This window comes from Paraburkholderia dipogonis (assembly GCF_046027395.1).
GTDB lineage: Bacteria > Pseudomonadota > Gammaproteobacteria > Burkholderiales > Burkholderiaceae > Paraburkholderia > Paraburkholderia dipogonis_A.
On record NZ_JAQQEG010000022.1, the window covers coordinates 106854 to 132801 of the forward strand.

At 63.5% G+C, this 25948-nt stretch carries 26 protein-coding genes; 4 read left to right on the top strand and 22 right to left on the bottom strand.

What is annotated here, in order from left to right; all coding sequences use genetic code 11:
* Positions 1 to 2: 2 nt before the first annotated feature.
* The 11 genes from hflK to ndk all read right to left on the bottom strand — a co-directional run bounded on the left by hflK (position 3) and on the right by ndk (position 12614).
* Positions 3 to 1403: an FtsH protease activity modulator HflK gene (gene hflK, locus PQR32_RS23125; RefSeq protein ID WP_408232118.1), complete on the bottom strand. Its 1401-nt coding sequence runs from the start codon at positions 1401 to 1403 to the stop codon at positions 3 to 5.
* 49 nt (positions 1404 to 1452) lie between these two features.
* A complete protein-coding gene (gene hflX, locus PQR32_RS23130; protein ID WP_208949455.1) occupies positions 1453 to 2667 on the bottom strand; it encodes a GTPase HflX in 1215 nt (404 codons plus the stop codon).
* Positions 2668 to 2697: 30 nt separating this feature from the next.
* Positions 2698 to 2934, bottom strand: a complete 237-nt coding sequence (gene hfq, locus PQR32_RS23135; RefSeq protein WP_006051315.1) for an RNA chaperone Hfq — start codon at positions 2932 to 2934, stop codon at positions 2698 to 2700.
* 153 nt (positions 2935 to 3087) lie between these two features.
* Positions 3088 to 4425 carry a ribosome biogenesis GTPase Der gene (gene der, locus PQR32_RS23140; RefSeq protein WP_408232121.1) on the bottom strand — a complete coding sequence of 446 codons (1338 nt, stop codon included), beginning with the start codon at positions 4423 to 4425 and terminating at the stop codon, positions 3088 to 3090.
* Between the two features lie 457 nt (positions 4426 to 4882).
* The gene (gene bamB, locus PQR32_RS23145) at positions 4883 to 6028 is read right to left on the bottom strand and encodes an outer membrane protein assembly factor BamB (protein WP_408232124.1); all 1146 of its coding nucleotides are present in this window, start codon (positions 6026 to 6028) and stop codon (positions 4883 to 4885) included.
* 86 nt (positions 6029 to 6114) lie between these two features.
* Positions 6115 to 6744: a YfgM family protein gene (locus PQR32_RS23150; RefSeq protein ID WP_408232127.1), complete on the bottom strand. Its 630-nt coding sequence runs from the start codon at positions 6742 to 6744 to the stop codon at positions 6115 to 6117.
* Positions 6745 to 6822: 78 nt separating this feature from the next.
* Positions 6823 to 8163 carry a histidine--tRNA ligase gene (hisS, locus tag PQR32_RS23155; protein WP_408203769.1) on the bottom strand — a complete coding sequence of 447 codons (1341 nt, stop codon included), beginning with the start codon at positions 8161 to 8163 and terminating at the stop codon, positions 6823 to 6825.
* A gap of 21 nt (positions 8164 to 8184) precedes the next feature.
* Complete coding sequence (ispG, locus tag PQR32_RS23160; protein WP_408232130.1) at positions 8185 to 9501, bottom strand: flavodoxin-dependent (E)-4-hydroxy-3-methylbut-2-enyl-diphosphate synthase; 1317 nt, start codon at positions 9499 to 9501, stop codon at positions 8185 to 8187.
* Between the two features lie 86 nt (positions 9502 to 9587).
* Positions 9588 to 10658: a helix-turn-helix domain-containing protein gene (locus PQR32_RS23165; RefSeq protein WP_408232133.1), complete on the bottom strand. Its 1071-nt coding sequence runs from the start codon at positions 10656 to 10658 to the stop codon at positions 9588 to 9590.
* Between the two features lie 217 nt (positions 10659 to 10875).
* Entirely contained in the window at positions 10876 to 12027 is a 1152-nt protein-coding gene (gene rlmN / locus PQR32_RS23170) for a dual-specificity RNA methyltransferase RlmN (RefSeq protein WP_408232136.1), read from the bottom strand.
* A gap of 161 nt (positions 12028 to 12188) precedes the next feature.
* Positions 12189 to 12614: a nucleoside-diphosphate kinase gene (ndk, locus tag PQR32_RS23175; protein WP_012433533.1), complete on the bottom strand. Its 426-nt coding sequence runs from the start codon at positions 12612 to 12614 to the stop codon at positions 12189 to 12191.
* 296 nt (positions 12615 to 12910) lie between these two features.
* Between ndk and PQR32_RS23180 the strand changes: the two genes are divergently transcribed.
* Complete coding sequence (locus PQR32_RS23180) at positions 12911 to 13609, top strand: Bax inhibitor-1/YccA family protein (RefSeq protein WP_106279488.1); 699 nt, start codon at positions 12911 to 12913, stop codon at positions 13607 to 13609.
* A gap of 129 nt (positions 13610 to 13738) precedes the next feature.
* Here the strand turns inward: PQR32_RS23180 and PQR32_RS23185 are convergent, their stop codons facing one another.
* The 10 genes from PQR32_RS23185 to PQR32_RS23230 all read right to left on the bottom strand — a co-directional run bounded on the left by PQR32_RS23185 (position 13739) and on the right by PQR32_RS23230 (position 22886).
* Positions 13739 to 14512, bottom strand: a complete 774-nt coding sequence (locus tag PQR32_RS23185; protein WP_408232139.1) for an MBL fold metallo-hydrolase — start codon at positions 14510 to 14512, stop codon at positions 13739 to 13741.
* Positions 14513 to 14519: 7 nt separating this feature from the next.
* Positions 14520 to 15659 (bottom strand): NlpB/DapX family lipoprotein, encoded by a 1140-nt coding sequence (gene bamC / locus PQR32_RS23190; RefSeq protein WP_408232142.1) that lies wholly within the window; start codon positions 15657 to 15659, stop codon positions 14520 to 14522.
* Positions 15660 to 15792: 133 nt separating this feature from the next.
* Positions 15793 to 16707 (bottom strand): 4-hydroxy-tetrahydrodipicolinate synthase, encoded by a 915-nt coding sequence (dapA, locus tag PQR32_RS23195; protein WP_310814692.1) that lies wholly within the window; start codon positions 16705 to 16707, stop codon positions 15793 to 15795.
* 43 nt (positions 16708 to 16750) lie between these two features.
* Positions 16751 to 17353, bottom strand: a complete 603-nt coding sequence (locus PQR32_RS23200) for a class I SAM-dependent methyltransferase (protein WP_408232145.1) — start codon at positions 17351 to 17353, stop codon at positions 16751 to 16753.
* A 17-nt stretch (positions 17354 to 17370) separates the two neighbouring features.
* Positions 17371 to 18573, bottom strand: coding sequence for a tryptophan--tRNA ligase (locus PQR32_RS23205; protein ID WP_134455641.1), 1203 nt, complete (start codon positions 18571 to 18573; stop codon positions 17371 to 17373).
* A gap of 6 nt (positions 18574 to 18579) precedes the next feature.
* Complete coding sequence (locus PQR32_RS23210; RefSeq protein WP_408232148.1) at positions 18580 to 19242, bottom strand: site-2 protease family protein; 663 nt, start codon at positions 19240 to 19242, stop codon at positions 18580 to 18582.
* Between the two features lie 47 nt (positions 19243 to 19289).
* Positions 19290 to 19925 carry an L-threonylcarbamoyladenylate synthase gene (locus tag PQR32_RS23215; protein ID WP_408232151.1) on the bottom strand — a complete coding sequence of 212 codons (636 nt, stop codon included), beginning with the start codon at positions 19923 to 19925 and terminating at the stop codon, positions 19290 to 19292.
* A 141-nt stretch (positions 19926 to 20066) separates the two neighbouring features.
* The gene (locus PQR32_RS23220; protein ID WP_408232154.1) at positions 20067 to 20897 is read right to left on the bottom strand and encodes a 3',5'-nucleoside bisphosphate phosphatase; all 831 of its coding nucleotides are present in this window, start codon (positions 20895 to 20897) and stop codon (positions 20067 to 20069) included.
* Between the two features lie 108 nt (positions 20898 to 21005).
* Complete coding sequence (locus PQR32_RS23225) at positions 21006 to 21890, bottom strand: alpha/beta fold hydrolase (protein WP_408232157.1); 885 nt, start codon at positions 21888 to 21890, stop codon at positions 21006 to 21008.
* A gap of 84 nt (positions 21891 to 21974) precedes the next feature.
* Positions 21975 to 22886: a ferritin-like domain-containing protein gene (locus PQR32_RS23230; RefSeq protein WP_408232160.1), complete on the bottom strand. Its 912-nt coding sequence runs from the start codon at positions 22884 to 22886 to the stop codon at positions 21975 to 21977.
* A 330-nt stretch (positions 22887 to 23216) separates the two neighbouring features.
* On the opposite strand from PQR32_RS23230, the gene PQR32_RS23235 reads away from it, so the two are divergent.
* The 3 genes from PQR32_RS23235 to PQR32_RS23245 all read left to right on the top strand — a co-directional run bounded on the left by PQR32_RS23235 (position 23217) and on the right by PQR32_RS23245 (position 25346).
* A complete protein-coding gene (locus PQR32_RS23235; protein WP_408232163.1) occupies positions 23217 to 23741 on the top strand; it encodes a gamma carbonic anhydrase family protein in 525 nt (174 codons plus the stop codon).
* Between the two features lie 64 nt (positions 23742 to 23805).
* A complete protein-coding gene (gene hslO / locus PQR32_RS23240; RefSeq protein ID WP_408232166.1) occupies positions 23806 to 24756 on the top strand; it encodes an Hsp33 family molecular chaperone HslO in 951 nt (316 codons plus the stop codon).
* Between the two features lie 203 nt (positions 24757 to 24959).
* Positions 24960 to 25346: a hypothetical protein gene (locus tag PQR32_RS23245; RefSeq protein WP_408232169.1), complete on the top strand. Its 387-nt coding sequence runs from the start codon at positions 24960 to 24962 to the stop codon at positions 25344 to 25346.
* A gap of 134 nt (positions 25347 to 25480) precedes the next feature.
* On the opposite strand, the gene ftsB is transcribed toward PQR32_RS23245, so the two are convergent.
* Positions 25481 to 25918 (bottom strand): cell division protein FtsB, encoded by a 438-nt coding sequence (gene ftsB / locus PQR32_RS23250; protein WP_408232172.1) that lies wholly within the window; start codon positions 25916 to 25918, stop codon positions 25481 to 25483.
* Between the last annotated feature and the right edge of the window lie 30 nt (positions 25919 to 25948).

Here is a 25948-nt window from a genome sequence, read left to right on the forward strand (position 1 = left end):
CCTTATTGAACGTCGTCTTCGCGCATACGGCTGCGGAAGGAGTCGCGTGAACGCAGCGCGTCGCTGCTGGCTGCGGCCTGGCTGGCCGGTGCGGCAGCCGCGGCAGATGCCGAGGCTGCGGAGCTAGTTGCAGAGGCAGACGGTGCGGCCAGCGGCGACGCGGCACTGCTCGCCGCTTGCGGCGCGGCAGCGGCCGCGGCGGCCGGGATGGCACCCGAAGCGGCGGCAGCGTCGGCGACCCGCTGGCGGGTCTGCTCGACCAGCTTGTCGAGCGGCAGATACAGCACGTTGTTGCCGCTCTTGCTGTCCACATACACCTTGGTCGTATTCGAATAGATCTGCTGCATGGTGTCCAGGTACATGCGCTCGCGAATCACAGCGGGCGCTTTCGAGTACTGCGCGTAGACCTGCTTGAAGCGCTCGGCGTCGCCTTGTGCCTGGGCCACTGTCTTGTCGCTATAGGTTTTCGCTTCGTCGATCTGGCGAGCCGCGTCGGCTTGCGCGCGCGGCAGAAGATCCGCGGCGTAGGCTTCGGCATCGCGCTTCGCGCGCTCGTTTTCCTGACGGACTTTGGCGGCGTCGTCGAAGGCGGCTTGCACTCGATCGGGCACCTGCACGCCCTGAATCGTCACACCGGTCACGGCGAGTCCGGACTGGTATTCATCCAGGGATTGCTGGATCGCCGCCATCAGCTGCTGGCGAATTGTTTCGCGATCCTGATAGAGGATGTCATTCGTGCTGCGCGCGCCGACGATGCTGCGCACCGCCGCCTGGCCAGCCTGCATCACGCCCTGATCGGGATCGACGCTGCGGAACAGGTAGTCGGTCGGCTTGCGCACCTGGTATTGCACCGCGAAGCGCACGTCGACGATATCCGCGTCGTGCGTGAGCATCGACGCGTCTTTCACATTCGCGAGACGCACCACGTTATTGCGGCCGATCTCCACCTGGCGGATCTGGCCGATATTGACGAGCTCATGCGCTTCGAACGGATATGGCAGACGCCAGTGCACACCCTGACCGGCCGTGTAGCGATACTTGCCGAACTGCATCACGACGCCGGCCTGGCCATCCTGCACGACGAACACACCGCTGCCGAGATAAATGGCCAGTAGCACGCCGATCACGATGCCCACGCCGATGCGCGCGCCACGACCGTTGTCCGGACGGCCACCGCCCGCGCCGCCACCCTTGCGGCCGAACACGCGGCTCAAACGGCGGTTGAAATCGCGCCACATCTCGTCGAGATCGGGCGGGCCTTCACCGTCCTTGGTCGGCGGACGCTTGGGCTCGTTTGGACGTTGCCGGTCGCCATTGCCGTCTCCCCGGCCCCAGCGCGGATCGTTCAGTGACAGCATGGCGCGCATGCGCAGCCAGATACTCCGCTCGTTGTAATCGTTCACCTGTGTTCGTTCACCAGAGTAGACAGCGGGTCAGTGCAATTGGAACGGGTCAGTGCCCGAGTTCTGGGACCTTGCGGTCGTCGCGTGGTGCTGCCGACCGGTCTTCTTCCGAGAGATCGACCAGCGTTTCGGGAAGAGGTTCGGCAGTAGCGATTTCAGCGATGGCAGCGCGCAGTGTGTCCAGCCCTTGCCCCGTGCGCGCGCTCAAAAAGACGCGCGAAATATTACCATACTCGTCCCTTTCAACCGCGTCCCCACGGGCCGCCAACTCCGGCACCGCGTCGATCTTGTTGAATACCAGCACCTGCCGGATCGTGTCCGCACCGATTGCGTGCAACACCTCGTTCACCTGATCGATCTGGTCGAGCCGCACCGCGCTCGACGCATCGACCACGTGCAGCAGCAAGTCGGCGTGAATGGTTTCCTCGAGCGTGGCGCGAAACGCCGCCACCAGTTGGTGAGGCAGTTCGCGGATGAAACCGACCGTATCCGACACCACGACCTGCCCTGCTTCGTCGCCGAGATAGACGCGCCGCGAGGTGGTATCCAGCGTCGCGAACAACTGGTCGGCGGCATACGCCTGAGCCTTGGTGAGCGCGTTGAAGAGCGTGGATTTGCCCGCGTTCGTGTAGCCGACCAGCGACACGGACATGGTCTGATTGCGGCTGCGCGCGCGGCGCTGCGTGCCGTGCTGACGGCGCAATTTCTCGAGCCGCGTCTTGAGCGCCTTGATGCGCTCGCCGATCAAACGACGGTCGGTTTCGAGCTGCGTTTCGCCAGGGCCGCGCAAACCGATACCGCCTTTTTGCCGTTCCAGGTGGGTCCATGCGCGGATCAGTCGCGTCGACAGATACTGCAGCTGCGCGAGTTCCACCTGCAGCTTGCCTTCATGGCTGCGGGCGCGCTGCGCAAAAATGTCGAGGATCAGACTGGTGCGATCGATCACGCGCCGATTAAGCGCCTGCTCCAGATTGCGCTGCTGCGCAGGCGCCAGAGCGTGATTGAAAATGACGAGTTCGATGTCGTTCGCCTCACACGCAAGACGCAGTTCTTCGGCCTTGCCGCTGCCGACGAACATCTTGGCATCGGGACTGGACCGGCGCCCGGTGAGGGTGACTAAGGGATTCGCGCCCGCGCTTTGCGCGAGCAAGCTGAGTTCTTCTAGGCTGGCTTCGAAATCGATCTTACCGAAGTCGATGCCGACAAGCGCTGCATTGATCAAATTGGAGGGTATCAAAATGAGGCGGCCGGGAGTAATCGCCAACGGGCGACGTTACGCCGGCCGCGACGGGGGTTAGGACTGTTCAGAATCCGGGTGGAAATTCACCGGACGGGCTGGCACGACTGTCGAGATTGCGTGCTTGTAGACCATCTGGGTGACCGTATTCCGGAGCAACACGACGTACTGGTCGAACGATTCAATGTTCCCTTGAAGCTTGATGCCGTTGACCAGGTAGATCGACACCGGCACATGCTCTTTACGCAGTGCGTTCAAAAACGGGTCTTGTAACAATTGCCCTTTGTTGCTCATAGCAAACTCCGTATTTTTTTGCAGGTTGACTTAATTGACGAGGAAGAAAAAGAGATCCACCGTCAACCGCTACACTATAGCCGATTTTCATTTTTGCGCGGGAGGCCTGGCCAGGCGGCCAAAGCCAGCACACACGCGGGTTTCAGCCTGGGTCTAGCCTTTATCCGCGTAAGGGTTCGTCGACGATCTGAACTCTATGCGCAATGGAGTCCCAGTCAGCTTGAAAGTTTCCCGGAAGCGGTTTTCCAGGTAGCGTTTGTACGTTTCGGTGATCGCGTCGAGCGCGTTGCCGTGAATCACGATGATCGGCGGATTCTGTCCACCCTGGTGCGCGTAACGCAGTTTCGGGCGCACCGGACCGCGTCGGCGCGGCTGCTGGAATTCCACGGCATCGATCAGCGCGCGCGTGAGCTTCGGCGTCGGCAGCTTGGCCATGGCGGCTGCGTAGGCGTCGTCGACGGAGCGCATCAACGGGCCGATCCCTGTTTTTTCCGCGGCGGAAATAAAATGGAATTTGGCGAAATCGAGAAATTTTAGTTTGCGCTCGAGATCCGCCTTGGTGCGGTCGCGCACATGCGGATCGAGACCGTCCCACTTGTTCACGCCTACCACCAGGGCGCGGCCCTGCTCCACCACGAAACCGGCAATGTGCGCGTCCTGTTCTGAAATGTCCTGGCGCGCGTCGAGCAGCAGGATCACGACATTGGCGTCGGAGATCGACTGCAGCGTTTTCACCACCGAGAATTTCTCGATCGCTTCGAACACTTTGCCGCGGCGGCGCAAACCAGCCGTATCGATCAGCGTGTACGGCTTGCCGCCGCGCTCGAAATCGACGTAGATCGAATCGCGCGTGGTGCCCGGCATGTCGAACGCGATCACGCGCTCTTCGCCCACCAGTGCATTGATCAACGTCGACTTGCCGACATTCGGACGGCCGACGATCGCGATCTTCACGCCGCGCGTCTGCTTCTCTTCGTCGCTTTCTTCCGGCTGGCCAGCGTAGGCGACTTCGAGCGCCTCGTTGATCATTTCGGTGACGCCATCGCCGTGCGCCGCCGAAATCGCACGCGGGTCGCCGAGGCCGAGTTCGTAGAAGTCGGCGGCGACGTTGCTGTACTTCATGCCCTCCGCCTTGTTGACGACCAGGAAAATCGGCCGGCCGACCTTGCGCAGATAGTCGGCGATCGACTTGTCCTGCGGCGCGAGGCCATTGCGACCGTCGACGATGAACACGACGATGTCCGATTCCTCGACCGCCTGGCGGGTTTGGCGCGCCATTTCGTGCAGGATGCCGTCTTTCGCGACCGGCTCGAAGCCGCCGGTGTCGACGACCAGATACGGCCGCTCGCCGGTGCGCCCTTCGCCGTAGTGGCGATCGCGCGTGAGACCGGGCAGGTCGGCAACCAGCGCGTCACGCGAGCGCGTGAGCCGGTTGAACAGCGTGGATTTCCCCACATTGGGGCGCCCAACGAGGGCAATAACGGGTTTCATCAGATGTTGTTCACGGTGAAACGCGGGATCGAAATCGACCGGCCGCGTAGCGACGCCATGCGGCCGCTACACGGCAGCGTTTGACGAAAATTATCACGAATTCGGCCAGCCCCGGATGTGCTGTCAATATGCGCACCCGGGCGGACGGGGGTTTGGCTGTATGGGCGGCGCCATGGGGCCGCCAGGTTCAGTCTTTACTGCTCGACGGCTCGCACGCCAGTTCGAATACGATTCTTTGCAGTGCGTGCGAGGATGCCGCCGAAGGTAGTGCCGCAAGCAACCACCGATGGCCACGTGGGCCCGTGCGCCATGTCTGATCCGACTTGCCGGACCAGCCAGTCCGGCGAATTCTTCTACTCACTCTGCCCTGCAACTACCACTCAAACGGAAAACTCGACAAAAACGCGCGCGGCCGGCGAAGCCGGCCTGCACGCCAGACGGCGATTGACTCGCGCGATCAGCGCGGGCGGTAGCCGTACAGATCGCCGTCGTGCGTCAGTACCACCAGTGTCTCGCCGGCGAGTACCGGCGCCGCGGTAATCGGACTGCCGTCCGTCTTCACGCGCGCGACGAGCGTGCCGTCGTCACGGGACAGGAAGTGCACGTAACCTTGGTAGTCGCCCAGTACCGCGGCGTGACCCAGAATGAACGGCACGCTCAGGTCGCGGTTCTTCAGCTTGTCGTTCTTCCACAGCGGCGCGCCGCTGCTGACGTCGAACGCCGACACCACCGACCAGTCGTCCGCTGCCACCACGGCGCCATCATCCTGCGCCAGACCGCTCGTGCTCGAGAACGCCTTTTCCCACACGGCGCGACCCGAGTTCGCGTCAAAACAGCCAATCTGGCCCTGGAACGTCACGGCGCAGGTTTCCGAACCGACCAGCGTGGGCGGACCGGTCACGTCGTTGATACGCTCGACTTCCGTCACGCCCTTCGGATAGGACACCGGCGTTTGCCAGTAGTTGTCGCCCGTCTGCAGGTTGATCGCCGCGAACGCGCCGCCCGGGAAACCGGCCAGTACGGCCGCGTCGCCCGCGAACGTCATGCCCGACGATACGCGCAGATTGAGCGGCACCGCGCGGTTGCGATAGTTCCACTTCTGTTCGCCGGTTTGCGCGTTAAACGCGACGATCTGACCGTCGACCGTACGCACCACCACGAGGCCATTGCCGACGAGCGGCGGCGAGATGATCTCGCCCGGCGCCTTGGCGGTCCACAGTTGCTTGCCGTCCGCGCCGAGCACGTAGACGTCGCCCTTCAGGCCGCCGACCGCCGTAAGCGTGCCATCACTGCCGACACCTGCCGAGAGGTCGTCGTGCAGCTTGACGCGCCAGACGTCCTGACCGGTTTGCGCGTCGATCTTCGCAACCGAACCGTTCGCGCCAGCCGCGTACACCGCATTACCGACCGCAACCGGCGAGAACAGGTAACGCCCGGCCTTGCCGACGCTCGCCTTCCAGGCCTGCTGCACGTCGAGCACGGGTTTGAACTCGGTGAGCGGCGTCGGCACGCGGCGCTCGTCTTTCGTGGATGAGCAAGCCGCCATGGTGAGCACGGTCATCGCACAGGCAACGGGCACAGCGTAACGTTTCAGCAGATTCATCGGTGGACGAAGCATTCAGGAAATTAATTAAAGGAGACCGGTTGGTCGTTGCACGCGGCGCTGACTGTGGCGCTCATATGCGGCGATCAGCCGCCCAGCGCGTCCAGCTTGAACTGAATCAACTGGCGTGCCGAACTATCGTTTTTCGACAACGAGTCGAGGGCCAGCTTGTAGGCCGCGCGCGCATCGTCGCGCTTGCCTTGAGCGGCGAGCAGATCGCCACGGCCGTTCGCCACGATGCCTTTGAACGCGTCGGACTGCGGTTCGGCGAGCAGCGCGAGGCCCTGGTCGTAAGCCTTGTCGTCGAGCAGTAGCGAAGCGAGGCGCAGCTTGGCGATCTGCTTGAACTCGTCATCTTTAGCGTGATCGATGGTCCATTGCAGTTGCGCCTTCGCGGCGGCTTCGTCGCCCGCGGCGTATAGCGCCTTGGCGGCGCCCAGCGCAGTCATCTGCGCATACGCGGTGCGGCTGAACCTGTCTTCCATGTCGGTGGCGACGCGGGTGATCTTCGCCTTGTCGCCCGATGCCACGGCTTGCTGGACCTGGTCATACAGCACGGCGGCTTCCGCCGCCTCGCGCCGTTGCCAGAAATTCCAGCCGTTCCAGCCGGCCGCGGCCACCAGCGCCACCAGCACGATCCATGTGGTTGCATTGCCCCACTGCGCCCACCATGCCTTCAGACCTTCAATCGATTCTTGTTCGTCGTGGTAACTCATTGCCCGGCGATTTCCTCTTTCTTGCTACGTGTGCGTGTCGAACCCGATCGGAAACCAACCGGCTCGACGACATCGCGATCAGTCGTCGCCGTCTTCGGCGGTTGCAACCATCGCATTGATTAGAAATTCGGTCAAGTCTTCGGCCGGCACGTTTTGTTGCTCGTTTTTACCGCCGTTAGCATTTGTATCGCGCAGCGGTTTCACACCGATCGTGCCGTTGGCGATCTCGTCCTCGCCAAGCACCACGGCGAAGGCCGCGCCGCTTGCGTCGGCACGCTTCATCTGCGATTTGAAGCTGGCCGATTGACCGTCGGCGCTGCAATGCAGGATCACGTCGAGGCCGGTGTCACGCAGACGCTCGGCGATGATGAACGCCTGCTCGCGCGCCGCGTCGCCCTGGTGGACCACGTACACGTCGCAACCTTCGTCTTCCGGCACGAGTTGCTCTTCCTTCAGCAATTCGAGGATCCGCTCGACACCCATCGCCCAGCCGCATGCCGCCGTGGGCTTACCGCCGAGCTGTTCGATCAGCGGATCGTACCGGCCGCCGGCCGCGACGGTGCCCTGCGCGCCGAGCTTGTCGGTCACCCATTCGAACACGGTCAGATTGTAATAATCGAGACCGCGCACGAGACGCGGATTGATCGTGAACGGGATGTTGTTCGCCTTCAGAATGCGCTGCAAACCTTCGAAATGCGCGCGCGATTCTTCGCCGAGAAAATCGATCAGCTTCGGCGCGTTCTGCGCGACTTCCTGCATGGCCGGATTCTTCGTATCCAGCACGCGCAACGGGTTCGTATAGAGACGACGCTTCGCTTCTTCGTCGAGCACGTCCATGTGCTTTTCGAGGTACGCGATCAATTCGACACGGTGCGCCGCGCGTTCTTCCGCGAGACCCAGCGAGTTGATTTCGAGCTTGATGCCCATCAGGCCGAGATCGTCCCACAGACGCTGGCACATCATGATGATTTCAGCGTCGGCGTCCGGACCGGCAAAGCCGAGCGCTTCCACGCCGACCTGATGGAATTGGCGATAGCGGCCGCGCTGCGGACGCTCGTGGCGGAACATCGGGCCGATGTACCACAGGCGCTTCGGACCGTCGTACAGCATGTTGTGTTCGATCGCCGCGCGCACCACCGCTGCCGTGTTTTCCGGGCGCATGGTCAGATTTTCACCGTTCAGCGCGTCGGTAAAGCTGTACATCTCTTTCTCGACGATGTCGGTCACTTCGCCGATACCGCGCTTGAACAACTGCGTATGCTCGATGATCGGCGTACGAATATTCTGGTATCCGTACGAACGCAACATCGACTTGACGGTCGTTTCGAAAAATTCCCACAGCCCGGCTTCCTGCGGAAGGATGTCGTTCATGCCCTTCACGCCGGAGAGCTTTTCGAGCTTTTTCTTCTGTTCAGTCATCTGTATTTCGAGAGCCGATGTTTAGTTGGCTACCGTGGCGCGGCCATAGCTGCGCTCGACGTAGTCACTCACGATTTGCTGGAATTCTTGCGCGATGTTATCGCCGCGCAGCGTCTTGACCTTCTCGCCGTCGATGAACACCGGCGCGGCCGGGTTCTCGCCCGAGCCCGGCAGGCTGATGCCGATATTGGCCTGCTTCGATTCGCCCGGGCCGTTGACGATGCAGCCCATCACCGCGACGTGCATCTTCTCGACGCCAGGATATTGATCGCGCCACACCGGCATCTGCGTGCGCAGATAGGTCTGGATTTGCGACGCCAGTTCCTGGAACAGCGTGCTGGTGGTACGGCCGCAACCCGGACACGCGATCACCATCGGCGTGAATGAGCGCAGACCCATGGTCTGCAGGATTTCCTGGCCGACGATCACTTCGCCGGTGCGCGAGGCGCCCGGTTCCGGCGTGAGCGAAATGCGGATCGTGTCGCCGATGCCCTGCTGCAGCAACACGGACAACGCCGCGGTCGATGCAACGATGCCCTTCGACCCCATGCCCGCCTCGGTCAAGCCGAGATGCAGCGCGAAATCGCAACGGCGCGCGAGTTCGCGGTAGACGGCGATCAGATCCTGCACGCCGCTGACCTTGCACGACAGAATGATCTGATTGCGCGACAGGCCGAGTTCCACCGCCCGCTCCGCCGAACCGATCGCCGACTGGATGAGCGCTTCGTACATCACGCTTTGCGCTTCCCACGGCGTGGAACGCGCGGCGTTCTCGTCCATCATCTTCGCGAGCAGGTCCTGATCGAGACTGCCCCAGTTGACGCCGATACGCACCGGCTTGTCGTACTTCGCCGCGGCTTCGATCATCTGCGCGAACTGCGTGTCGCGCTTCGCGCCGTGGCCGACGTTGCCCGGATTGATCCGGTACTTGGACAGCGACTCCGCGCACGCCGGGTAGTCACGCAACAGCAAATGCCCGTTGTAATGGAAGTCACCGACCAGCGGCACCGACACGCCCATGCGGTCGAGCTGCTCGCGCACGGCCGGCACGGCCGCGGCCGCTTCCGGCGTGTTCACCGTGATACGCACCAGTTCCGAGCCGGCTTGCGCCAGTTCCTTGATCTGGATCGCGGTGCCGATGGCGTCCGCGGTGTCCGTGTTGGTCATCGACTGGATGCGCACGGGTGCGTCGCCGCCGATGGTGACAAGCTGGCCGCCCCAACGGACGTCAACCGCGTGCGATTTGCGCCGCGCGGCCTGGCCGCCGAACACCGGCTCGCTTGAAACGATCTTGCTACTGGATTGGGATTGAGCTTCGGATTGCATCGAAAAACCCATTTACGCCGCATGCGCCACACAAAAGACGTAGCGCCTGAATTGAAAAAGCGCCGCGGACCGGTTGGCCGCGGCGCATACCGTATCTGTCAAGGCAGCGCGAAACGCGCCACATTGCCTTTGGCCGCCGCATATTTCGACGGATCGACCGGCTGGCCATCGAGCGTCAGCGAGTCGAGGCCGGCCGTGTTGCCGAGCGTGACCTTGAACGGCGCTTCGCCCGTCACTTCCTTGGTGTCACCTGCGTGCACGAGGCCGGAGAACACTTCCTTGCCATCTTTGCCACGCACGCTGAACCAGCTGTCCTGTTTCACGCGCAATGCGACGATCGCCTGACCCGCGGCCGGCGCCACCGTCGCTGCCGCCGCGCTCGCACCCGGCGCCGCAGGAGCCTGCGAGCCGGCCTTCGGCGCAGCCGTCATCGCCGTGACCGCAGGCGCCGACGAAGGCACCGTACCGGTGGCGAGCGGCGCGGGCATCGGCGTAGCCGACGCTGCATTCTCTGTTGCTGCCTGCGTGTCCGGCGCCGAAGCAGCCTCTTCCGAACCTGCCGATTGACCCTGCGCCACCGCGCCTGATGCGCCGGTCGCGCCGCCAGCGGCGCCACTCGCGCTCGCTTTCAATCGTGCAAGCCACGCCGACGAATCGCCGCCATTGGTATGCCACATGCCGAGCGCGATCACCGCGACGATCACCGCCGCCACGCCCCACAACCATGAGCGGCTCTTTTGCCCACTGCCGCCCAGCGAAAGCGACACCTTGCCGCGCGGCAAATCTCTACCCGACGACGCCGGCATCGACAGATCCGGCTCGGGCACACCCTTCTCGCGGCGCAATGCCGCCGTGAATGGCGTGGGATCGGCGCCGAGCATCTTCGCGTAGCTGCGCACCACGCCCAGTGCGAAAGTCGTGTCCGGCAAGTGGCTGATGTCGCCCGATTCCAGCGCGCGCAGCTTGATGGCGGACACCTTGAGACGCGCCGACACGTCGTCGATCGTCCAACCTTTCGATTCACGCAATTGGGTCAAGCGCGCGCCAACCGCCGCCAACGAATCCATGCCCGGCTGCACAACAGGCTGCACCGCCGCCCGTGCGACTGGCGCCGGATGGCCTTCGTTCGTGTCTGTGTCCTGCGGCTGCGGGTGCTGCGGCTCACTCATCCCAAATCCTTTCGCGTCGATTCTTTTTCACTGGTGCAACCCGGACGGGCTCAAGCCTCACGTCCGAATCGCAGACCGTTTATAACAAAATGCGCGGCCTTGTGCGCCGCTTCCGATCGCTTCTGCAAACTTTCTTTTCAATCAACACCGGCACAACAGGTTGTCGCGCGTTCGCGGAGCTTTCTCCGAACGCCGGCGCCCTGCCATCCCCACGCGATTACACGGCGCGAACCTCGATGATCTTCGCTGCCTTCCCGGTGCGCTCAGCGAGGCGCGTGCGGTCTTTCACCGCGCCGGCCAACTGACCGCAGGCAGCGTCGATATCATCGCCGCGTGTCTTGCGCACCGTGGTGACGACGCCCGCGTCCATCAACACTTGTGCAAACCGCTTGATCTGTTCCGGTTTCGAGCGAATGAGGCCCGATTCGGGGAACGGATTGAACGGAATCAGGTTGAACTTGCACGGGACGTCGCGCGTGATGGCCAGTAATTCGCGCGCTTGCGCTTCGCTGTCGTTCACGCCGTCGAGCATGCAATATTCAAACGTAATGAAGTCGCGCGGCGCGACGTTCAGATAGCGCTGGCAAGCCGCCATCAGTTCGCGCAGCGGGTACTTCTTGTTCAGTGGCACCAGCATGTCGCGCAGCGGATCGCTTGGCGCATGCAAGGAGACCGCGAGCGCCACCGGCAGATCGGCGCCGAGGCGGTCCATCATGGGCACGACGCCTGAGGTGGACAGCGTGACACGGCGGCGCGACAGGCCGTAGGCGTTGTCGTCGAGCATCAGACGCATGGCCGGCACGACCGCGTCGTAATTGAGCAGCGGCTCGCCCATGCCCATCATCACGACGTTCGTGACGACCCGCTCGCCCTTGCCGTCACCACCGGTGGCGCGGCCGCCGTCCACGCCACGCGAGGCGCGCAGCGCGAACTCGGCCATGCGCAACTGGCCGATGATTTCGCCGGTGGTGAGATTGCGGGAGAAACCCTGTTTGCCGGTCGAACAGAAACGGCAGTTGACCGCGCACCCGGCCTGCGACGACACACACAGCGTGCCGCGCGTTTCCTCGGGAATGTAGACGGTTTCAACCGCGTTGCTGTTGCCGACGTCGATCAGCCACTTGCGTGTGCCGTCGGTCGAAATATGGTCGCTGACGATGCCCGGCATCGAGATCGCGGCGCGCCCCTTGAGCTTTTCGCGCAAGGACTTCGCCAGATCGGTCATGCCGTCGAAGTCGGCGGCGTTGTATTGGTGAATCCAGCGCTGCAATTGCTTGGCGCGAAACGGCTTCTCGCCCAGGCTGTCGCAGTAGGCGACAAGCCCTTGGGCGTCGAGGTCGAGAAGGTTGACGGTGGGACTGCTCGTCATATCGAATCCTGCCATTTCAGTGCGAGACTACGTTCATGCAACAAGCTGCATGAACGCAATGCCGTTCGCGCCCATTCCTGCTGCTTTTACCTTACTACTTTGCCGGGCGATTCGTGCGATAAATCCAATCGGCTACACGAATCGCCCGAGGCAAGTCCTGCTTAACGCGAGTAGACGTTCACTTGCGGGAAGAAGAACGCGATTTCAACGGCGGCCGTTTCAGCCGCGTCGGAACCGTGCACTGCGTTCGCGTCGATGCTGTCAGCGAAGTCGGCGCGGATCGTGCCCTTTTCAGCCTTCTTCGGGTCCGTTGCACCCATCAGATCACGGTGTTTCAGGATGGCGTTTTCGCCTTCGAGCGCTTGCACGACGACCGGGCCCGAGATCATGAAATCGACCAGGTCCTTGAAGAACGGACGTGCGGCGTGCACGGCGTAGAACTTCTCCGCGTCGGCGCGCGACAGGTGAACCATGCGCGAAGCCACGATCTTCAGACCAGCGTTTTCGAAACGGCTGTAGATCTGGCCGATCACGTTCTTGGCCACTGCGTCCGGCTTGATAATCGACAGGGTGCGTTCGATCGCCATAAAAACTCCAAAAAATTAAGAGGTTACAGATTCAAATGAATCCGCTATTGTAGCATGTTCCCGTGTATGATTGCGATTGAACCCTTACAACATTGAAAGACTCCAGGCAGGAGTTTCCGAATACTGGTAGCGTAGGCGGTGTCGGTATTTTCTGGGCATTGAAACTCCCTGCCCGCGCGCCAATCTTAGGGATGAGAGCGCCGCGGCCGGCGGCAGAATTCCCCACCGGCGCAGCCCGACTCGCCACAACCCGCTTCACAACCATACGCATCACGCTTCTGAGGTAAGGAGAGACCATGAACGAACATCCGTATAGCTTTGGCCGCAATGGCGCGGTCAGCACGGTCGAAACGCGTAACCGCGTGCTACGGAACACCTACTGGCTGCTCGCGCTGTCCATGATTCCGACAGTGCTCGGCGCGTGGGTGGGCCTCACCACCGGTTTCTCGCTGTTCGCCGCCACGAGTCCGGCCATGAGCATGCTGGCGTTCTTCGCGATCGCCTTCGGCTTCATGTTCGCCATCCAGAAGACCAAAGACAGCGCGGCCGGCGTGTTCGTGCTGCTCGGCTTCACGTTCTTCATGGGCCTGATGCTGTCGCGCATCCTGAGCTTCGTGCTCGGGTTTTCGAACGGCCCGTCGCTGATCATGCTTGCCTTCGGTGGCACTGGTGTGATCTTCGCGTCGATGGCAACCATCGCCACGGTCAGCAAGCGTGACTTCTCGGGCCTCGGCAAGTGGCTGTTCATGGGCGTGATCGTGCTGCTGCTCGCATCGGTCGCGAACGTGTTCCTGCATCTGCCGGCGCTGATGCTCACGGTGTCGGTCATGGCCATCGTGATCTTCTCGGCCTACATGCTGTTCGACGTGCAGCGCGTCGTGAACGGCGGTGAAACGAATTACATCACCGCCACCCTCGCGATCTACCTGGACCTGTACAACGTCTTCGTCAACCTGCTGGCGCTGCTCGGCATCTTCGGCGGCAACCGCAACTAAGCCTGATTCGGGCCGTGGCGTTCGAAACGCGCCGCCCTGAAAGAAAAAGCCCATAACGAGCGATCGTTATGGGCTTTTTTCATGGCGCCGCGGCGTCTGCCGCGCCGCGAATCAAGCGTCAGACGCGGATCACACGCTCAGCCACGCAAACCCCTCATCCTGCGAAGCCACCACCACTTCCGTCGGCGCCGCGCCCAGCACACCGGCCATCGCAGCCTGCGCCAGTTCCGGCAAATTGTTCTGCTGACTCAGATGCGCGGCAACCAGATGGTGCAACCGCGATCGATCAAGCGAGGCCAAAATTTCAGCCGCCGCGTCGTTGTTCAAATGCCCATGATTGCCGCCGATGCGCGCCTTCAGCGACTGCGGATAACGGCTGCCCGCCAGCATCCGCACGTCGTGATTGCATTCGAGCACTAGCGCGTCACAGCCGCTCAGCACCGCGCTGATATGCGGCGTGGACGTGCCGACATCCGTCAGCACGCCAAGCCGGCTCGCGCCGTTCGAGAGCACGTATTGAAGCGGCTCGCGGGCGTCGTGCGGAACGGTGTAAGGGAGAATGCTGAGGTCGCCGATCGCCACCGCTTCGTCGCCCCACAGCACCTGCAGGTCGACATCGGCTTCGTCGGCGCCCACCGCGCGGGCGGTGCCCCAGCTCATGTACAACGGAATCGACCACTTGCGCGCCAGAGTCAGCGCGCTGCCAATGTGGTCGCTATGTTCATGCGTAATCAGAATCGCATCGAGACCGTCGACGCTCGCGCCGAGCCGCGTCAGACGCCGCTCGACTTCCTTGGCCGAAAACCCGCAGTCGAGCAGCACACGCGTGGTGGTCGCGCCGCTTTGCGCTTCCACCAGCAAGGCATTGCCTTCACTGCCGCTACCGAGACTCGCGAACCTCACGGTCCGCTTAGTTCAGTTGCGCGTGCAGCAGCGTCACGATGCGCTGCGCGTCGGACGAATTGTCGACCTGCCCGTTCGCAGTCAGCACCGCCACCTGCGTCACCGTGTCGCCCTTCGAGCGCACGTTGACGAGGAATTCCTGACTCGGCTTCTTCGACGAATTGCCGCTGTAGAACAGCTTGCCAAGCAGCCCTTCTTTTTTAAGTTCCTGCATCGAGTCCGCGTAGCGCACGTAATAAATGCCCTTCGCGCGATCGCGGTTGTCGACGGTGAAGTTGGTGCGGTCGAGCGCGAGGCCCACGCGCAGCCATGCGCGATCGAACGACTCCGGCAGGTCGAGCGTGGATGCGCCCGCGCTCTGATCGATCGTGGCCGGCGCAACCGCCGTACGCGCGTCAGTCAGCAGTTGTTTCGATTGCGCTTCGGTCAGGCCGAACTTCTGCATCAGCTTGGTGAGGAACAGCGCCTCGAGCGCCGGATCGCGCGGGCGCTCTTCCCAACGCGACGACGTCTTGTCCTGCCCCGTCAACACTTCTTCCATGGCGCTGTGCGTAATGGAGATGTCGGTCGTGTCGCCCGGCGCACGCGATACGAGCGTGCGGAAGCTGTCACGCGTGCCCGACGAATACGCGAAGTCGATGACCTTGCCGACCGTGCGGCGGAACCAGTCGTCCGGAATGTTGGCGCGGTTTTCAGCCCAGTCGGTCGTCATGATGCCGGTGGCCGGCGCGTCGGTCTTCAGCGCGAAGCCGTTTTCCTGCCAGAACTCCTGCAACTGCGGCCAGAGTTGTTCCGGCGAACGGCCGTCGACGACCAGCCAGCGGCGATCGCCGTCACGTTCGATATGCATGCCGAGCGGATCCTGCGCGTTCGGCTGGCCTTCGGTCGAATTGCCGGCGGCCGTCACCGCGCGCGTCTGCGCGCCGCCCAGCGCCAGATTGGCCGGCGGAGCGACGTAGCGCTCATCAGTCTTGGTGGTGCTCAAATCGTTCGGAACGGCGAGCGGCGGCGCGCTGCCCGCGCCCTTGTAGTTGACGCGGTCGGAAGCAAACCAGTCGTTCAGCGTGTCACAGCCGGCGAGCGTCGTGAGGGCAAGCGCCAGCGCCGCCATGCGGGTTGCGTGGAGGGAAAGTGCGGAACGTTTCATGAGGTCCTTCGTGATGCTGGAACGCGGTGCCTTGGTTCTGTGTGCCGGGAACGTGGGCTGGATCGACGTCGGTTAAGGGAGTGCCGGTGGCAGGCTTTCGTTAGCGCTGGTGGGTGCCGCGGACGCGATCCGCCTAGCCCAGCAGGCCCGCTTCGCGCAGCGCGCCGCGCACCACTTCGTGGTATTGCGCGTCGAGCGGCGTGAGCGGCAGGCGGATGCCGCCCTGCACACGACCCAGTTGCTGCAGTGCCCATTTGGCCGGAATCGGATTCGATTCGATGAACAGGTTCTTATGCAGCGACAGGAGTTTCAGATGAATCTCACGCGCGGTCTTCGCATCCGCGGCGAGAGCAGCCTTGCAGAGATCGCTCATCGCGCGCGGCGCGACGTTGGCGGTGACCGAAATATTGCCGTGGCCGCCGAGCAGCATCAGCGCGATCGCGGTGGGATCGTCGCCGCTGTAGATGCCGAAGTGCGCGGGCGCGGACTTGATCAGATGCGCGGCGCGATCGATATTGCCCGTCGCTTCCTTCACACCGATGATGCCCGGCACCTGCGCGCAGCGCAGAATGGTTTCGTTGCTCATGTCCGCAACGGTGCGGCCCGGCACGTTGTACAGAATCACCGGCAGATCGACGGTTTCAGCGATCTTCGCGAAGTGGCGGTAGATGCCTTCCTGCGTCGGCTTGTTGTAGTACGGCACGACCTGGAGCGTGGCGTCGGCGCCGACTTCCTTGGCCTGCTGGGTGAGTTCGATGGCTTCGGTCGTGGAGTTGCCGCCCGAGCCCGCGATCACCGGAATCCGGCCCGCCGTATGCTCGACCGCGGTCTTGACCATCAGTACGTGTTCTTCGACCGACAGCGTGGCCGACTCGCCGCTGGTGCCGACCACGACGAGAGCGTTCGTGCCCTCCGCGACGTGCCAGTCGATCAGTTTGCGAAACGCCGGCAGATCGAGGCTGCCGTCTTCGAGCATCGGGGTGATGATGGCAGGAATGCTGCCGCGAATCTGAACGCTGTCGTTGCTGCTGTGGTTGCCGTTAGTCATGAAACGCCATGAATTTGATCAGGTAAACCGCGATTGTAGCGGATTAGCCAGCCAACTCGTAACAAGGCGGGGGTGCCGCCTGCGCGGGGTCGTCTGAGCGCTCCGCCTCCAGAATTGCGCAGATCCGCTGGACGTAGGCCGGGCGCGGCTGCGCAAGAAAACCGTCCTGAAAAGCGACCACCCGGAGCTGGCCGCGCACGCGGTCGAGAAGCTCGCCGGGCGCCAGTAGAAACGCCGGATTAGAGGGTTTGCCGACGCTTTCGTTTCCTTGCGCGAAGGTCTCGTAAACCAGTACGCCGCCGGGCGCGAGCGAGCGCAAAAGCTGCGGAAAAAGCGGCCGGTGCAGGTAGTTCGTCACCACGACGGCGGCGAATTTCGCGTCAGCGGGCAAGGGCCACGCGGCGCCTTCGAGGTCGGCTTCGAGCGGGGTGACGAGCGGCTCGCCGCGCAGCGCGTCGAGCGCCGCCGTGTCGCGGTCGATCGCGGTCACCGGATGCCCCAGCGACGCAAAGAACCGCGCATGCCGCCCCGCCCCGGACGCGACGTCGAGCACCGCGCCGCGTTTCCTGACCAGATGCGCCCAATCGCGCACCCACGGCGACGGCTCGCCCAATCCATGCACGGCGGCGGTAGCGGGAGTACTCATCAGGTCGGCGCCGCTCGTCAGTTGTACGAGAGCCCCATGGCCTCGCGCACATCGCGCATCGTTTCCGTGGCGAACCTGCGGGCCTTGTCGCAGCCGTCGGCGACGATCGCGCGCAACAGCGACGGATCGTCCATGTACTTCTGCGCGCGCTCTAGCATGGGCTGCTGCTCGCGCAGAATGCCTTCGATCACCGGCTGCTTGCACTCGAGGCAACCGATGCCGGCCGTCCGGCAGCCCTTCTGCACCCACTCGTGGGTGGCTTCGTCCGTGTAAACCTGGTGAAGCTGCCACACCGGGCACTTGTCGGGGTCGCCCGGATCGGTGCGGCGCACGCGAGCCGGATCGGTGGGCATGGTGCGGACTTTCTTCGTGATGGTCTCCGCGTCTTCACGCAGGCCGATCGTGTTGCCGTACGACTTCGACATTTTCTGGCCGTCGAGACCCGGCATGCGCGACGCCTCGGTCAACATGGCTTGCGGCTCGACCAGAATGATCTTGCGCGAACCTTCGAGGTAGCCGAACAAACGCTCGCGGTCGTTCATCGACAGGCTTTGCGATTCCTGCAACATGGCGCGCGCCTGTTCGAGCGCTTCGTCGTCGCCTTCCTGCTGGTAGGCGTTGCGCAATTCGTGATAGAGCTTGGCGCGCTTGCCGCCGAGCTTTTTCGCGGCGTCGCTGGCCTTCTCTTCGAAGCCTGGTTCGCGGCCGTACAGGTAGTTGAAACGGCGAGCGATTTCACGCGTCATTTCGACGTGCGGCACCTGATCTTCGCCAACCGGCACGAGCGAGCCGCGATACAGCAGAATGTCCGCCGCCATCAGCACCGGATAGCCGAGAAAGCCGTAAGTGGACAGATCCTTGTCCTTCAGCTTCTCCTGCTGTTCCTTGTAGGTCGGCACGCGTTCGAGCCAGCCGAGCGGCGTGCTCATGCCGAGCAGCAGCGCCAGTTCGGCGTGCTCAGGCACCTTGCTCTGGATGAACAGCGTGGCCTGCGCCGGATCGATCCCGGAGGCCAGCCAGTCGATCAGCACGTCCCAGACGTTCTTTTCGATGACTTCGGGCGTTTCGTAGTGCGTCGTCAGCGCGTGCCAGTCGACCACACAAAAGAAACACGGGTACTCGGACTGCAGCCGCACCCAGTTTTTCAGCACGCCGTGATAGTGGCCGAGGTGCAACGACCCGGTGGGCCGCATGCCGGAGAAGATACGGTCTGGGAACATGGTTATCTAGAAAAGCGAAACAAGGGGAGTCAGAATGGCGGTGATCGCGCCGTAGCCGATCGTGACCAGCGGGTTCAACCAGTATCGCGTCAGCGTACCCGTCATGACCAGCGCCATCACGATGAAAAACCCGTACGGTTCGAGGCGCGACAGCGTAATGGATTGCCGCGGCGGCAACAGCGCCATCAGCACGCGGCCACCGTCGAGCGGCGGCAGCGGAAACAGGTTGAGCACGCCGAGCACGAGGTTCACGCCGACGCCCGCTCCCGCCATGCGCGTGAAGAACGGCTCGTCGACGTTCAGCACCGCTAGCGCGACGCCGAACAGCCCCCAGATCAGCGCCTGCACGAAGTTGCAGGCCGGACCCGCCGCCGCGACCCACAGACTGCCCCAGCGCGGATTGCGCAGATTGCCGAAGGCGACCGGCACCGGCTTGGCGTAGCCGAACATGAACGCGCCGCTGGTGGCGAAGTACAGCAGCAAGGGAATCGCAATCGTCCCGAGCGGGTCGATGTGCCGCATCGGATTGACCGAGACGCGGCCGAGCACGTAGGCGGTATTGTCGCCGAGCCAGCGCGCGACGTAGCCATGGGCGGCTTCGTGCAGCGTGATGGCGAAAATCACCGGCAGCGCGTACACCGCAATGGTCTGTATCAGGGAAGAATCCATAACTCGTTATTGTAACAACGCGATTGCGTGCGTCTGTCCGCTTTCACTCATGCCGTCTCTTCGAGGCCGAACGGCGCGAGAGAACCGCGCCCCTGCCGCACCAGCACCGGTTCCGCGCCGGTCAGATCGATCACCGTGGATGGCTCGCACACGCACGGGCCGCTGTCGATCACCAGATCCAGTTGCTTCTCCAGGCGCTCGCGGATTTCTTCCGGGTCGTTCAGCGGCTGGGTTTCGCCCGGCATGATCAGCGTCGAGCCGAGCAGCGGCTGGCCGAGTTCTTCGAGGATCGCCAGCGTGATCGCGTGATCCGGCACGCGCAGGCCGATGGTCTTGCGCGACGGATGCGACAGGCGCCGCGGCACTTCCTTGGTGGCCTGCAGGACGAACACGTAAGGGCCCGGCGTCACCGATTTGATCAGCCGGTATTGCCGGTTGTCCACCATCGCGAAGTTCGCGAGTTCCGACAGATCGCGCACCAGCAGCGACAGCAGCTGCTTCTCGTCGAGTCCGCGAATGCGCCGCAGACGCTCGACCGCGTCCTTGTCGTCCAGATGGCAGGCGAGCGCGTAGCTCGAATCCGTCGGCAACGCGACCACGCCGCCATCATTGATGATCTGCACGGCCTGCTTGACGAGGCGCGGCTGCGGGTTATCAGGATGAAGCCGGAAGTATTGGGACATGGCGACTAACGTTGGCTCACGGATGAAAGCGGATAGACGGCAAATTGAACTGCGGCTGAACACGGGTCGGAAGATCAGACGAAAGCACGCGCGGCGCTCGGCCCGCTTTCGCGCCTGACGTGCCGCGACGGCACGGCGCGGTCACAGCCAGCGTTCCCAGACGGGCTTCAGATCGGCGGGCAGCGGTGGCAGCGTGCCGAGATCGACGCGGCCCTCGCCGGGTGCGTGGAAGTCGGACCCGCGCGACGCCTCGAAACCAAAACGGCGCGCGACATCGGCGTATTCGCGGTATTGATCGGGCGTGTGGCTACCCGTCACCACCTCGATCGCCTTCCCGCCGAGATCGATGAATTCGGCGAAAAACGCGTCGAATTCGACCGGCGAGTAAGCATAGCGCCCCGGATGCGCAATGATGGCTTCGCCGCCGGCGGCCTGGATCCAGCCGACCGCGTCGGCCAGTTTCGCCCAGCGATGCGCCACATAACCGGGCTTGCCATCGCCGAGATAGCGGGTGAACACGTCCTGCGTGGAACTGGCGTAGCCGCTTTCCACCATGAAACGCGCGAAATGCGTGCGCGAAATCATGTCCGGATTCGACACGTATTTGAGCGCGCCCTGATAGGCGTCGGGAATGCCGAGCGTGGCGAGTTGTTCGCCGATCGCCTCCGCCCGCGCGGCGCGGCCGTTGCGGGTGCGCGCGAGACCGTCGAGCAGGATCGAGCTGGTCGGATCGATCCCCAGTCCGACAATGTGCACCGTGCGCGACGCCCATGTCACCGAGATCTCGACGCCGCTCAGGTAGTCCATGCCAAGCGCCTCGGCGGTACTTCTGGCTTCGTGCTGGCCGCCCAGTTCGTCATGATCGGTGAGCGCCCACAGCGTCACGCCGCCCGCGTGCGCGCGGCGCGCGACGTCGGCCGGCGCGAACTGGCCGTCGGAAACGGTGGAGTGACAGTGGAGGTCGGCGTTCATCATTGTCTTGAAAAGGTTCTTCGCTCATTTTACTGCAACGCAGTAAGTGGACGCAGAGCTATCTCACAACGGACGCCCCGAAGGGAGACCCAAAACTTTTTGAAAGCGCTACGCGCAGAATCCCTCGATCAACGCAGCCACCTGCTCCGGCTGGTCGTGGTGCACCATATGCCCCGCTTCGTCGACGATCTTCTCGCGCCAGTCGGGGAACGCCTGAAAGCGCGCCTTGAATTCATCGAGCGGAATCTCGCCGGCGATCTGCACGAGCGTCGGCGAATTGGCGGCTTCCACGTGCAGCACCTTCGCGCTCACCTTGCGCCACGTCGCCATCACTTCGTCGAGACGGTACAGCGCCGGGCCGCGCAGTTTGTGCGCCGGATCGGCGAGCAGCATGTAGCGCCCTTCGCCGTCCGGCTTCGACCAATGCCGCGCGAGAAACTGCGCGCGCTGCGGGTCGAGCCGCGGATTGGTCTTGATCAGACGCGCGGCCACGTCGTCGAGCGACGCGTAGCGCTTCAGTTGCGGCGGATCGCGCAATTCGTCGAGCCAGTTGCGCAGCCGCTTGGGCGCTTGCGCCGAATGCGATGGCGCGAGACCGAAGCCTTCGAGGTCGACCACCCGCCGCACGCGCTCCGGCCGCACGCCCGCATACATGCAGGCGATGTTCGCGCCCATGCTGTGGCCGACCAGATTCACTTCGCCGGTCGGCGCGTAGTGGTCGAGCAAGGCGTCGAGATCGGCCAGATAGTCCTGAATCCAGTAGTTGCCGCCGCCGCGTTCCGCCACCGGCCAGTCCGACAGGCCGAAGCCGCGCATGTCGGGCGCGAGCACCTGCCAGTCGCCGCCCAGCGCGTCGACGACGAACTGGAACGAGGCGGCCACGTCCATCCAGCCGTGCAGCATGAAGAGCATCGGCGCATCCGGGTTGCCCCAGCGCCGCACATGCAAACGGATGCCGCGCACGGCGACGAATTCAGACTGCGAAGTGTTCATGAACGGCATGTCCAAAAAAAGAATGGTCGTTCGATTATAACGAGATAGCCCGCCGATGCGCGGGGTCGGATGGTGAAGGAAGTCTCAGTCGCCGGCAGACGGCGGCGCCGCTTCCTGCGCGTCGAGGCCCGCCAGCGCTGCCAGTTCGGCCAGTTCGGCTTCGTCGAAACCGGCGTCGCGGCGCGCCTCGAAATTGAACGGACCGCGTAATTTCGGTGCGTGATACTGGTCGGCGAGGCGCGCGTAAGTCGCGTGAGGGTCGAGGCCGCTGCCGTCGCACAGATGACGGAACCAGCGATTGCCGATCAGCACGTGGCCAATTTCGTCGCGCAGGATCACGTCGAGAATCGCCGCCGACGCCTGGTCGCCGGCCTGCAGCAGGCGCGCGCGGATCGGCGGCGAGGCGTCAAGGCCGCGGGCTTCGAGCGTGCGCGGCACCAGCGCCATGCGCGCCAGCACGTCGCCGCGCGTGCGCTCGCACATGTCCCACAGACCGTCGTGAGCCGGAAAATCGCCGTAGACGTGGCCGTACTCGGCGAGGCGCGCGGTCAGCAGCGAGAAGTGGTATGCCTCTTCAGCGGCGACCTTGAGCCAGTCGGTATAGAAGGCGGCGGGCATGCCGACGAAGCGCCAGACCGCGTCGAGCGCAAGGTTGATGGCGTTGAATTCGATGTGCGCGAGCGCGTGCAACAGAACTGCGCGCCCTTGCGGCGCTTGCATGCTGCGCCGCTTCAAACCGCGCGGATCGACCAGGTCGGGTCGCGCGGGACGGCCCGGCAGGCCGGCCGGTTCGTCGAGTTTGGCGTCCGCAGCGCATGCCATGCTGCCGTCGAGCACGGAGGCGTAGAGCGAGCGGGCCGCGGCGGCCTTGGCGGTCGGATCGGCGTCGCGCAATGCGACGAGCGCTGCGGTGCGCGCACAACGGGCCTCGGGCGCTGCTGTGGTGGCGCGCGAATCAGGCGAATCAGGCGAAACGGACGGTGCGGCGGACATCATGGCAAGCGGATCGACAAGGGAAACGGCAAAGGAAGCCAAAAACGGCATGGCTAAGGAAATGGCAAAACCGGCGGCAACCGACGTTTTGGCATACGGTTTTCAAAACACGCCCCGGGCCGCAACCACGCGGACGGCAGCCCGAACCCCGAAGCGGCGAACGTCCCTGCGGCCAGACCAAGCGGCCCAACCACACAACCGTTTACAATACTCGATTCGACCATCCGACGCGCCCGACGCGCCGGCGAGGCCGGGCAGCCCGGCACGGTAAGACGTTTCGGGCAGTTCGGCGCCCTGTCCAGCGCGCGCAGTGACCGATCAAGAGGAGACACCGTGACCATTTACAAACTTGGCGAAGCCGCCCCGACCATCCATGAAAGCGTATTCGTCGCCGATTCAGCGAGCATCATCGGCAACGTGACGCTCGGGGAGAACGCCAGCGTCTGGTTCGGCGCGACGATTCGCGGCGACAACGAGCCGATCACCATCGGCGCCGGCAGCAACGTGCAGGAAAACGCCGTCCTGCACACCGACCCCGGTTTTCCGCTGACGATCGAGCCGAACGTGACGGTCGGCCACCAGGTCATGCTGCACGGCTGCACGATCAAGGAGGGCTCGCTGATCGGAATTCAGGCGGTGATCTTGAATGGAGCGGTAATCGGCCGCAACTGTCTGGTCGGAGCGGGCGCCATCGTCACCGAGGGCAAGGTATTTCCCGACAATTCGCTGATTCTCGGCGCGCCCGCCAAGGTGGTGCGCGAACTGACCGAGACGGATATCGCCAACATGCAGCGCGGCGCGGCAACGTATGCCGAGCGCCGCGAATATTACAAGGCGCAGCTCGTGCGTATCGGCTAACCAGCCGGAGCGCGCGGCGCGCACGGCGCGGCATCACGCTGCGTCATTCGACCGAGGAAAAGTTGTGAGCGACCAGTTGCAAAAATTCATGTTCAGCGCAGCGCCGGTGCGCGGCGAGATCGTTTCGCTACGCAATACGTGGCAGGAAGTGCTGACGCGCCGCGATTATCCGGCGCCGGTGCGGACGGTTCTGGGCGAAATGATGGCCGCGTGCGCGCTGCTGTCGGCGAACCTCAAGTTCAACGGCACGCTCATCATGCAGATTTTCGGCGACGGCCCGGTCAAGATGCTGGTGGTGCAGTGCAGCTCCGATCTGTCGATGCGCGCGACCGCCAAGCTGTCCGGCGAAGCGGCCAATGTGATCGGCGAGACGACCAGCATGGTCGACCTGCTGAACGCGAGCGGCCACGGCCGTTGCGTGATTACGCTCGACCCTGCCGACAAGCAGCCCGGCCAGCAGCCGTATCAAAGTATCGTGCCGCTGTCGGGCGTGGACGGCCCGCTCAACTCAATGGCCGAGGTGCTCGAGCATTACATGCACCACTCGGAGCAGCTCGACACGCGCCTGTGGCTCGCGGCGAACACCGAGCGCGCGGTCGGCATGCTGCTGCAAAAATTGCCGGGCGACGGCGGCATCGTCCCCCATCCGGGCGATCTGGACGCGGATACGTGGGAGCGCGTTTGCACGCTGGGCGGCACGATGTCGCAAGACGAGCTGCTGAAGGAAGAACCGGAAACGATTTTCCGCCGCCTCTTCTGGCAGGAAAACGTGCAGCATTTCGAACCGGCCACGGCGCGCTTCGAGTGCACGTGTTCGCGCGAGAAAGTCGGCGGCATGCTGAAGATGCTGGGCCGCGAGGAAGTCGACAGCGTGCTCGAAGAGCGCGGCCATGTCGAGATTCATTGCGAGTTCTGCAACCAGCGTTACGAGTTCGATCCGGTCGACGTCGCGCAACTTTTTGTCGCCGAGGCGCTCTCACAAGGTGTAACGCCCGCGGCTGACCAGCGGCATTAAACGGCTTGCCGGGGCGCGTGCATTCCATGCGCGCCGAACGGCGGTTCATCGCGCCTGCATGGCGGCAGCGGCAGAAAAAATACCGCGCCGCCCGCTGCCTTTTCAGGGCCCGGGCGGCGCAGTATCTTTGATCATTGCGTTGAATCATTGGCGGTGCGCGCGGCGCATGATTTGCTTAGGCATCCGACCGATGGAGATCGAACATGAACCACCCTACTTCGTTGATACCGCTGCTGGGCTGTGCGCGCACGGTCGCTGTGGCTGTCGTCGTCGGCAGTGGCGCGCTTGCGGGCTGCATGATGGACCCGCCGGGCCCGTCGCCGATTTATAGCCGACTGCCTGCGGATCAGTCGGGCATGGCTGCCACCGCCCAACCATTGACGCCAGAAGAGCGCCAGCGGTATGACGCCATCGACCATCAGGTGATGGCCGAGCAGAATCAGGCAATGGCCGCCGAAAACGCAGCGCAGGCGTGGTCGCGTTACTACACGCCGCCTGTCAGCGTGTACGGCAGCTATTACGGCGGTGGATGGGGACACGGCTGGGGCACGGGTGTCGGCATCGGTTACGGGCCGTACTGGGGCTGGTAAGCGGCGGCAAGCTTACGCACGCGGCGAGAATCCTGGCTCGGCGCGGCGGCGGCGAGCCCAAAGAAAAAGGCACGGTTCTAACCGTGCCTTTTTTGCATCCTTCGTACTGAACCGCTGTTGTGGTACGGCGAAGCTCAGTGCGCAGGCTTCTTGTCTTTCGCGGCAGCCGCTTTACCACCATGCTTGCGATCCGGCTTCGCGCGCGACTCCGGATTCGGCACGACATGCAGCGGCGCGGTCGACATCTCACCACGCGTGGACGTCGTAACCGAAGGCGTGTTCGCCGTCGGCAACGGCGCATTCGGCGAGACGAACTGCACGAACACTTCGCTGTCCTTCACCATGCCCATTTCATAGCGCGCCCGCTCTTCGACTGCGGCCGTGCCGTTCTGCAAATCCTGCACTTCGCCCTGAATGCGTTCGTTGCGCAGTTTCGAATCAGCATTCTTTTGCACTTGCTGCGCCAGTTGCTGCTGCAACTCGTGCACGCGCAACCAACCGCCGTGCCCCCACCAGAGCGGGTACTGGATCAGCGCCAGTAGAACGATCAGGACAGCAGTGACAAGCCGCATGAAGTAAGCACAATAAATACACGCCGCCCT